Origin of the sequence: Oceanospirillum sediminis (genome assembly GCF_014164585.1) — a bacterium.
Taxonomy (GTDB): Bacteria; Pseudomonadota; Gammaproteobacteria; order Pseudomonadales; family Halomonadaceae; genus Oceanospirillum; species Oceanospirillum sediminis.
On record NZ_JACJFM010000009.1, the window covers coordinates 152,545 to 163,242 of the forward strand.

The 10,698-nt window shown below is 45.6% G+C and carries 7 protein-coding genes; 1 reads left to right on the forward strand and 6 read right to left on the reverse strand.

Annotation, left to right across the window (positions count from 1 at the left end; genetic code table 11):
* Window positions 1-80: 80 nt before the first annotated feature.
* From H4O21_RS09535 to H4O21_RS09545, 3 genes are all read right to left on the reverse strand, one after another.
* Window positions 81-869: a hypothetical protein gene (locus tag H4O21_RS09535; RefSeq protein WP_182808625.1), complete on the reverse strand. Its 789-nt coding sequence runs from the start codon at window positions 867-869 to the stop codon at window positions 81-83.
* 138 nt (window positions 870-1,007) lie between these two features.
* Window positions 1,008-2,216, reverse strand: a complete 1,209-nt coding sequence (locus H4O21_RS09540) for a winged helix-turn-helix domain-containing protein (protein WP_182808626.1) — start codon at window positions 2,214-2,216, stop codon at window positions 1,008-1,010.
* A gap of 98 nt (window positions 2,217-2,314) precedes the next feature.
* Window positions 2,315-2,860 (reverse strand): GNAT family N-acetyltransferase, encoded by a 546-nt coding sequence (locus tag H4O21_RS09545; protein WP_182808627.1) that lies wholly within the window; start codon window positions 2,858-2,860, stop codon window positions 2,315-2,317.
* A 165-nt stretch (window positions 2,861-3,025) separates the two neighbouring features.
* Here H4O21_RS09545 and H4O21_RS09550 point away from each other — a divergent pair, with 165 nt between their 5' ends.
* Window positions 3,026-3,754, forward strand: a complete 729-nt coding sequence (locus H4O21_RS09550; protein WP_182808628.1) for a carbon-nitrogen hydrolase family protein — start codon at window positions 3,026-3,028, stop codon at window positions 3,752-3,754.
* Between the two features lie 144 nt (window positions 3,755-3,898).
* Here H4O21_RS09550 and H4O21_RS09555 read toward each other — a convergent pair whose 3' ends face one another.
* From H4O21_RS09555 to H4O21_RS09565, 3 genes are all read right to left on the reverse strand, one after another.
* Window positions 3,899-7,489 (reverse strand): EAL domain-containing protein, encoded by a 3,591-nt coding sequence (locus H4O21_RS09555; protein WP_255487235.1) that lies wholly within the window; start codon window positions 7,487-7,489, stop codon window positions 3,899-3,901.
* Between the two features lie 12 nt (window positions 7,490-7,501).
* A complete protein-coding gene (locus tag H4O21_RS09560; protein ID WP_182808630.1) occupies window positions 7,502-8,497 on the reverse strand; it encodes a sugar ABC transporter substrate-binding protein in 996 nt (331 codons plus the stop codon).
* A gap of 451 nt (window positions 8,498-8,948) precedes the next feature.
* Window positions 8,949-10,562, reverse strand: a complete 1,614-nt coding sequence (locus H4O21_RS09565) for a methyl-accepting chemotaxis protein (RefSeq protein ID WP_182808631.1) — start codon at window positions 10,560-10,562, stop codon at window positions 8,949-8,951.
* Window positions 10,563-10,698 lie beyond the last annotated feature (136 nt).

Genomic DNA, 10,698 nt, shown 5'->3' on the forward strand with positions numbered 1-10,698 from the left:
AAGAATTCTCCGGCTAACGGGCTGGAGAATTCAGACCTGTTTCTGTTCAGATGAATCGACATGGAACAGAATCAGAAGCCTTATCTTGATCCGGGTCCGGGTTCCAGGCCTTTGAATACCTCTTCATCAACGCCTTCAGAAAAAGTGATTTCATCCAGATTATTCGTCAGCTTTTTAACGGCTGAATCCAGATCAAGTTTCTGAAGCGAGCTGAGAACACCATCGTCCTGCTGTTTTTTGTCTGTCGCGGCAGATGCTTTACTCTGTTGCTGAGATACTGCAGAAGTGACTGACTCAGCTTCCATTTCTTCTTCAGAGTACAGATAACCATGCTGAGAGTTGCCTGATGGTTCAAGAGCTGCAAAAGGATCTTTTTTAGTCCGGGTAACAGCTACTTCAGAACGAGTATTGTCCTGCTCTGGTTCAATCACAGGCTGCACAGTACGTTCAGCAGGGCTCTTTTGCTCAGTCACACTCGCAGATTTCACGGTGTTTTTCTGTTCATTCACTTCTCGTTCCGACGTATTGACCGATTCTGAAACACTGACAGGCTCTTCAGTAATGATAACCTCCGGAGTAGCTACCTGCTTCTGTTCTGATACGACAACAGGTTCCGGTTGTTTATGCGGTTTAGTACTGGTTTCAGATTCAGCCGTTGTATTCTGCTCTGCTGTCCGGGCAGGTTCAGAAATTTCATTCTGCTCTGAAGACTCAGAGTTTTCCTGAGTATCACTCTCTTCATCATACAAATAACCATGCTGAGAGTTACTGGCAGGCTCAAGAGCCGAGAAAGGGTTTGCCACGGCGACCTGGGTCGATACAGCCATGACTGTAACTGAAGCAATAACCAGTTTATTAAATGTACCCATGATTAATATCTCTTAAAAACCTTTAGTAAAACAATACGTGACACAGCGAGTTGTGTAGTCAGAAATAAGATCGGATTGTACGGCTATCTGACATCATCGCAAGCAGACTGGTTCAATATCAGTTGCTCAGCATAAGTATTAAGACAAAAACTGCCGGGAAAATCGATGAGTCAGATATGCAGGATAAACATTCGTTAAGGAGACAGACTGACACTGCTGGAACTGACAGAAACGGGGCAGGGCATCCGCTAATGCAGTAATAACCTCGTCCTCATCAAAAGAGTGATTTTCAAAGTATAACGCTCTGACTTCCAGTCGTCCCTCTTTCCTGTGGGCTTTGCAATCCATCCGGCCAATAAACTCATCACGATACAACAGTGGCAGACAGAAATAACCATACTGACGTTTAGTCTCTGGCAGATAGCATTCCAGTTGGTAATGATACTGGAAAAGAGCCTTAAGCCGATCACGCTGAATAACACTGTTATCAAACGGAGAGAGAATCTGCACACGGGCATTTGATCTCGGCAATGGGCTATCAAAAGCCCCGGATGCCACAACAAAGGTCTCGCCATCGTTGACTCTGACTTGCTCCAGAGAACCCTGTGTCAGGCGTTCATTAACCAGATTGTTCACTGCAGCTCGCAGACCGGTATTCTTACGCAAATAAGTAACGCTTTTTAATGATGCAAGACCATGACAGCGTAAATGCTGATCAAGCAGATGTTCTGCCAGTTCTTCTGTTGAAGGTACTCTGGTGTCAACGCCGTATGGCAGGACACGCTCTGTCAGATCATAGACTTTCTGAAAGCCTTCTCTCTGGCTAACCATCAGATCGCCTTCCATATATAACTGCTCCAGTGCTTTTTTGGCGGGTTTCCAGTCCCACCAGCCCGCACGATCTGTTTTACAGGTTTCAATATCTCTCGAACGTATCGGTCCTTCCTGACGAATACGCTCCAGCAGTTCCTGCATCAGTTTTCTGTCTGGCTTTTTATACCAGTGGACCTGACCACTTTTGATGGCATTTTTATAAGGCAGAGAAAAACGAAAATCTGAGATCGGCAGAAAAGCCGCCGCGTGTGACCAGTATTCAAAAACATCACGATCCAGCAGCATACGATGGAGCATATCTGGCCTGAATCCGGGAACCCTGGAATACAGCACATGATTGTGTGCCCGTTCTATCACAGAAATAGTATCAATCTGGACGTAACCAATATGATTGATCGCTTTACGTGCCCCAGCTAAACCTCGACCATAAGGCTGAGATTTCAGCAGGCCTTGTGCAGATAGAGCTAAACGCCGTAAACGTATCAACTCTTGCGGCCGTGTTATTTCAATCACTATCCGTTAATCCTGACGACTGACCTTTTTCAGAACATGCCAGCACTGACCCAGTGCCTGCAAGCTAATCAGCATCAGAAAAATGATGCAACACTGGATCAGGCATAATTCTTCCAACGCATATGAAGCACTCGTATATTATCCGGTGGAATGTGTATTTCACCCTCTTCAGCAAATCCCAGACGCTCCAGCACAGCCCTTGATTTACGATTATCCGGATTGACAATGGCTGCCAGAGTCTTCCATCCAGCAGCATGGCTGCGCTGTAGCAGCATTTGCACCGCCTCATGAATATATCCCTTGCCCCAGTGCTCTCTGGTCAGAGAGTATCCTACATCAGGTTCAGGTAAATAATCTCTCTGAATCAAACCGCAGGTTCCAAGGCAGGCTCCCGTTTGCCGACAACCCAGCAACCCCAGACTGAAACCTTTATTCAGATACATCTGCATCGGCCCCTGCCGGAGATAGTCGAGAGCATCATCCAGTGTTCTCAACCCTTTATCCGCTATGCCTGAGATAAAGTCAGGTTCATTAAAATGCTTAAGAACAAACTCAGCATCATCCAGAGAAAATGGCCGTACTCTGAGCCTTTCAGTTTCAAAGTTCATTATGTCTATTGCAGTATCAGATGAGATAGCATTCATGGCTGTTCCACTAATTGTTAATCTTTATTGACTGCCTGGATTACCAATATGAAGATCAGGTGTTACGAGAAGTTGTAACGTGTCAGAAAAGCAGGAACACTATCAAATACAGCTTACTTTTCTTTGCAAGGTATTCGCTGCCGAAAAATCTGAGAGGATATCATCATGCGAGTCTGTGCCGCACAGTTCCAGACAAAATCTGCTGATCTGACATATAACCTGTCGCAATATAAACGTCTTATTCAGTGTGCTGCTGACAAAAATATTGATCTGATCTTTTTTCCCGAACTGTCATTAACAGGATATGAACCTGAGCAAGCCGAAGAGCTTGCAATGACAGAGGATGATCACCGGTTTTCAATCTTTCAGACCCTTAGCGATCAGCATGGAATGATCATTGGGATCAGTGCGCCAATCCGATCTGATCATAGCATCACAATCAGCCTGCTGTTCTTTATTCCTGATAAAGAGACACTTTTATATTCGAAACAGATTCTGCACAATGATGAGAAACCTTTCTTTCAGCCTGGTACTGAGCAACTGCTGATACCCAGTGGTAAAGAAGTTCTGGCACCAGCTATCTGCTATGAATCCTTACAAGATGAGCATCAGATCAGTGCTAAACAATCCGGTGCCAGTATTTATCTGGCATCAATTGCTAAACATAATGCAGGAATGAGTAAGGCTTATCAACATTACGCCCGAATTGCCAGGCAGTCTGATCTGATTGTAATTATGGCCAATAGTGTTGGCCCCTGTGATAATTTCATTGCCGGAGGTTTATCTGCAATCTGGCTGAACTCAGGGCAACGCCTGACATCTCTTGCCGCTGACGTAACAGGTATTGCCGGGATTGATACTGTCAGTCATGAAGCGATATCTGTCACACTATGATGCCCCTTACAAAGGAACCAGATTATCTGCCAAATAAAAAGAAGATCGGTCATGAACAAAGCTATGACTTAGCAATCCAGATACAACCATGACAGACTCCTGATGGAGCATCATAACGGATATCAGGAGCTGACATCACAGACATCAGCAAAAAAAGTTATCAACCAGGGCAGGCTGAACAGGCGCATCATTATCGTCATGCAGCAATTTTTGCAACGTCTCAAGCAAGCGTTCTCTATCTTCTGACAGGCCTACCAGTTCCTTTTGCGCCAACAGGTATTGCCCCTGAGTTCTCAGATCCAGAACATAATTCCCGGTTTCATGAACGATCTGATGTTGTCTGTGCACAAGCTTTCTCAGCGCAGAATTCTTAATGACATTATCACCTTCATCCTTCAGCCATCGAGCAAACCGACAGTTCAGATGATCCATTACCGGCACCTGATAGCCTTCATCTTCGATACAGTGTTCCAGCTGTCTGATCCAGGCCCGATGCTCAACCATTGCCATTAAGACCGGTACCTTGTCAGAACAGACATCCCTGGCCTGTAACCATCGTTCAGCAGGCCGCCAGTTGTCCAGCCATTCCAGAAACTGATCCTCAGGCAGAGGTCGGGCAATGCCGTAACCTTGCCCCTGTTCACATCCTAACTGAATCAGCAACTCGCCTTGTTCATCGGTTTCCACACCTTCAGCTATCACACTGCGACCAAAGGCACCAGCCAGCCCCATAATACCTTCCAGAATACTCAGGTTATCCGGCGCATACAGCAGATCACTGACAAAGCTACGGTCAATTTTCAGGATATCAGCCGGTAGCTTTTTCAGATAAGTCAGTGTCGAATAACCGGTGCCGAAATCATCCAGTGCAAACAGAATACCCAGCTGCTGACACTCAGTAATAACTTCAGAAACATGACTGATATCCTTCAGAGCATTACTTTCCAGCACCTCAATTTCCAGAGAGGAGGGATCAACTTCCGGGAAGTCATCCAGAAATTGTTTAATCTGAGTCACAAAGTCTTTTTGCTGAATATAGCGTACGCCAATATTAACGCTGACCCTCAGAGGCGTGCTGAGCTGTTGCCATTTAACAATCTGTTTAAGGGCCGTTCTGAGCACCCAGCGATCCAGTTCAACAGAAAGAGAATGATCTTCAATAGCCGGTAGAAAATACCCTGGCGCTAACAGCCCCTTTTCAGGGTGTTGCCAGCGAATCAGAGCTTCAGCTCCTTTTACCGCGCCTGATTGCATATTGACCCTGGGCTGATAGAAGAGCACAAACTCATCATTATTCAGCGCCTGACGTATCTCGGCCAGGAACAGATTAACATCCCGGTCAGCTTTATCTTTCGCGGCATCAAACAGATAGTAACGGTTTTTTCCCGCAACCTTTGCTTTATACATCGCCTGATCAGCCTGGCGTAATAGCTGGTCTGCATCCAGATGTTCATCCTGAGGGAAAAAGCTGACGCCAAGGCTGGCAGATACCTGCATTTCCAGGTCATCAACATACACGGGTGCAGAAGCGGCAGCCAGCAAACGCTTCAGAATAGCTATGGCATCATCTGTTTCCTGAAAACCTCTGAGTACCGCAACAAATTCATCTCCCCCTAGTCTGGCCAGCATATCGCCATCTTTAACAGACTGTTGCATACGGGAGGAAAGCTCTTTCAACAGCAAGTCACCTTTATCATGCCCGCAAACATCATTGATCTCTTTAAAGCCATCCAGATCCAGATAAACAACGGCCAGGCGGTGCCGATGTTTCTCGGTCTCTGCCATCGCTTTATACAGAAAATCAGACAGGCTTAATCTATTGGGTAATCCTGTCAGGGCATCATTATGAGCAATCATTTCCAGTTGCTGCTGATAGCGTTTCTGTTCTGTAATATCTGAAAACAAGGCAACATAGTGGCCACTGTTGCTCTGGTCATCATCAACAGCACTGATCGTTAGCAGTTCAGCATAACTATCACCATTTTTTTTCTGATTCCAGAGCTCACCGCTCCAGAAGCCCTGACTGTGAAGTTCGGACCAGATATCTGAACCTTGATTCTCTGCAAGCCCCAGTCCCGTTTTTACACTACGGATATTCCGTCCCAGTACATCATCTTTGTCATAGCCGGTAATCAGACTGAACGCATCGTTAACATCAACTATACTACCGGTCAGATCCGTAATCAGAATACCTTCTCGAGCATGAGTATAAACCTGAGATATCAATCTGGATTGTTCTTCAGCATGCTTGCGGTCAGAAATATCAATCATAGTACCTGCAGTACCTATGATATTACCCTTTTCATCCAAACGAACTTTTGCAAATACTTCCAGCCAGCAGATACTGCCGCTGGCATGCTGTACTCTGATCTCTGTATGGCAGTGCTTTACATCGCCTTTGACAAGAGACATATAGTTTTCATAGAAAACAGATACGTCTTCAGGGCAGATATACTGTTTGACCTGAGACCCCATACTCTCTTCACATCGATGACCTGTTAATTCATACCAGGCTGGATTCAGAAAATCCCATCGCCCCTTATCATCTGTCTGGAAAATGATTTCATGTACCGCATGCAGAATATCCTGATAACGACGCTGACTGACCTGAACGGCATTCTGACTGAGCTTCAGATCTTCCAGCCGGTCATGCAGATCTGCCAGTGTTTTTCCCAGACGGCTCGCCATATTATCCAGGGTATATCCCAGATGGTGCAGCTCACTTTTGTCCGGATACTGACCTCTGTAGTCAAAATCACCCTGTTCAAAATGCTGTACTGAGGTTAATAGCTGTCTCAGCGGTCTCATCAGATGTAAACGTGTGAACTGGCCTGTTGAGATGACCAGACCGGCAATCATAGTAAGAGAGATCAGAACGATGGCCAGGGACAGAACAAACCATATCTGAAAATCTTTCAAAGGCTGAAAAACCACTAGCAGCCATTGTCCTTGCTTAAATGGTGATACGGACAACAAACCGTAGCTGCCATGAATATCCTCAACCAGCTGGATACCACTGTGCTGCAGATCCCCACTTTCAACTGAAAACAGTGTTTGCAAGGATTGCTGCTTCAGTGTGTAATTCAGCTTTCTATGCAGAAGAATCCGACCATCAGTAGCGGCAAGGAAAGTATGCCCCTGCTCACCAACACGAATACGCCCGAGATCGGCCCAGAGCAGTGACAGGTCGGCTTCTGCAAGCAGTGTCTGACGGAATTTTCCTTTATTATCCGGGACCGAAATCGCCATTCTCAAGCCGGGTAAAGGCTGCTTATGGCGCTGGTAGGTCTGGAAAAAAGTCTGCCCTGACCGGACTTGTGATAACCAGGGTTGCTGCGGATAAAAATCTGCTTTGTGCTCCCCTGATGACGGTTGCTGAAAACGGACATGGCCATCCGCATCAACCAGACTCAGGCTCATCATTGCCCGATCCCGCCCCATATAAGTCAGCAGAAGTTCATCGATATCCTCTGTGACTGAAACAAAATCAGCCAGTCGATTCAGATCCGCTTCAAGGGATTGAAAGAAATCCCGGGTTAACTCATAGCCCTGATGCTTGCTATCATAAATACTGTCCTGCATCGATTGCCACAGCATAAACGATGAAATAGCAATAATTCCCAGAATACCTGATAGTGCCAGCCCCCCCAAAAGACAGACCCTGAGATAGATCCCATGGGCCACACTGTCAGAATAGCCAGAGCTTTTCATACCGGAGAGAAAAACATTGAACATAGACAAGATCAATTACTCCAGGAACTGGCCGACATTATCAGAAGTAATAAGAGGACTCTGTTGCCATACAGAGTAGCTGGGGTAAGTATCGCCCTGCTCAAGATGACGCACCATCAGCTGAACGGCTTTCCTGGCTTGCTGCAACGGAGATTGATCCACCGAAGCATGCAGTGCCTGATCTTTAATCGCTTTCAGTGCTTCTTCACTCCCATCGACACCAGTCACTAAAATATTACCTGCTGTTTGTCCTGCTAAATCCAGCGCTTCTGCTGCCCCTAGTGCCATCGCATCATTCGCAGCCAGAATAGCATCCACATCCGGATAGAATTTTAACCATTCCTGTACCTGCGCTGTTGCAGCTGTTCTCAACCATCCGGCAGAACGCATATCCAGCACATCAATTTCAGATTGCGCCAGACCAGCCAGAAAGCCATTTCGTCTCTCAACGGCATTCTGGCTCTCCTGCAATCCTTCCAGAATCAGAACCTGTCCCTTACCTTCCAGCTGATCAACTACCCAACCTGCCACACTGTAGCCAGCGTTATGATTATCAAAAGAAAGTTGTGTCAGTACCTTGCTGCTATGTAAAGGCGTGTCATGAATAATAACAGGGATACCACTATCTACCAGACGCTCCACCGGGGCAACAAGTACATTACTGTCAATAGGCACAATAATCGCACCATCATATCCTTGTTCTTTAAGTTGCCCGATCAGCCCAACCTGCAGCGCTACATCATACCTCTCTTTATGAGGGGACATGATATCAACCTGAACCTGAAACTCCCGTTCAGCCTGAATAGCACCGCGTTTGACCAGCTCCCAGTAAGGATTATTCTGCTCTCCGGATTTAATGATATAGGCAATTTTCCATGGCTGAGAAGCCACCACTTCCAGATCATCAGCCAGGTGTTTCTGGGCGGCCTGAACAGGTATTCCGATTGAAATAAGAACAAAAGTGACGAACGATAGATATATCAGCACCAGATATCGAGCAGAATGCCTCATTGAGTCCCCTCCGATCTCAGTAAAAGCAGAATGAAATGATCAGCCAGATCAATAGAGTCTATAAGAAAAGTTTATCTTTCTGATTTCATGTAACTTTTTGTTATAGAATATCTGGGGGCACTCAATAAGGCCATACCACTTTCTGACATAAAGATGACATTCGACATTTATTTCTGAGTTAACAGAGTGCCAGGCCACTCCATAAAGTAACTTCAAAAGTGAAAAGTGCCCGGCTTTCAGAAAAATCAATAGTGCAATGTCATGCCTGCACGAAAGCATTACAATATTTACACCGTTGGCCGGAGAGGCAAGAAATATTTATGCAGAGGTATTTTAGACAGAAAATATGACTTGTAGTGTCTGGAAAAGCCGCTCAACTAACGTAAAGCGGCTTTTCTGCATCAATATCGGCCAGACAACAAATCAGGCCTGTACAACAGAAGAAAGGTAATTACAGCTTAAATCGTTTCACCATATCAGCTAATTGCTGAGTACGCTGATTCAGACTCATAACAGCCTGGTGGTTTTCGCCCATTGCATCAGCATTTTCTTCAGACAGTGTCGTGATGCGGTGGATATTCTGGTTAATCGTATCAGTCACCTCTGATTGTTGCTCTGCAGCCTGAGCAATTTGCATATTAAGCTCAGATATTCGATGAATCTCTTCAGCAATCTGTCGCATAGCATCTTCGGCAAATTTCACTTTATCAACCGATTCATTACTGTCTGTAGCACTGGAATCCATAACGGATACCGCTTTTTCAGATCCTTTCTGTAGTTCTTCAATCATGCGCCGAATTTCTTCAGTACTTTCCTGAGTTCGGCTGGCCAGAGTGCGTACTTCATCAGCAACCACCGCAAAGCCCCGTCCCTGTTCACCTGCACGTGCAGCTTCAATTGCAGCATTCAGTGCAAGTAAATTAGTCTGTTCGGCGATACCACCAATCACATCAACGATATTACCGATCTCATCTGTTTTTTCTTTCAGAGAATTAATTACATCGGCTGCACCATGCACACCACGGGCCAGAGCTTCCATACGATCAACGGAAGACTCCAGTGCTGCAACGCCATTGTCAAAATGATGCCTGGCATCATCAACGGCCTGAACGGCATTGCCGGTGCTGTCGGCTACACTATGGGCAGTTGCAGCCATCTCTTCTACGGCAGTCGCTAATTGTTCAGTCTCTGCCTGCTGGCGACTAAAGCGCTGAGTATTACCATTTTCGTTAGCCTCAATCTGATTAAGGCCTGCCTGAATACTCAGAGACAGATCTTTAACAGTGCCAATCAGCTCACTCTGTTTCTCCATGAAACGATTCATATGTCGGGCAATAGATTCAAACTCATCGCCGCCCTCTTCCGGTAAACGACGAGACAGATCGGCTTCTCCCTGGGACAGATTAACCACTGCTTCATCAAATTTACGTACCCGGATAGTAATATAGCTGCTCATATATAACAGACTGCCCAGTAATACGACCAGCGCAATAACAACACCGGCCAAAGATGCATTGGCACCTGAATCAGACATCTGTTCAAAATCACGGGTATACTGATCAACCAGTACACGGTACTGGTTTTCCAGAATCTCCAGTCCTTTCACCGCCGGGTCATCGCTAATCTTCACCTGCGCATCAATTTGCTCTGCTGTCATGCCCTGCTTTACAAAACCTGCCACCCGGTCTGTCTCATGACGATACTTCTGGTAAACCTCTTCAATATCATCCAGCGCCTTTCTTTCTTCAGCTGTAATAGAAGCAATTGAGCGGTATTCCGTGATGGTTTTCTGGATAGCGTCGTGGTTCTTAATAATGCGTCCGTGATACTTTTCCTGTCCTCGTAACACATAATTTTTAAAATTATGTATCATAGCACCATATCCGGCGTTTTCCCTGATAAGTAGTAAGGCTTCTTCACGGGCAAGCGCATCATCCCGGAGCTGTTGCCAACTGGTTTCCTGTTCTGCAATTAAAGATCTTTGCATGATAAACAGAGCAAGAAAAGCGGTAATCAGAATTGCAATAATAATATAAAAACGAGTTTTCAGAGTTAAACCGGGCATAGTGCATCCCTTTGTAAACTAAGCATATATATCCAACGATTAATTGTAACTATTCAGCCCGCTCTCAACTATTTGCTACCTTGACGAATAGTTGAGATCTGTCAGTTTATGCATAGCAACAGACATTGAAGAGCAT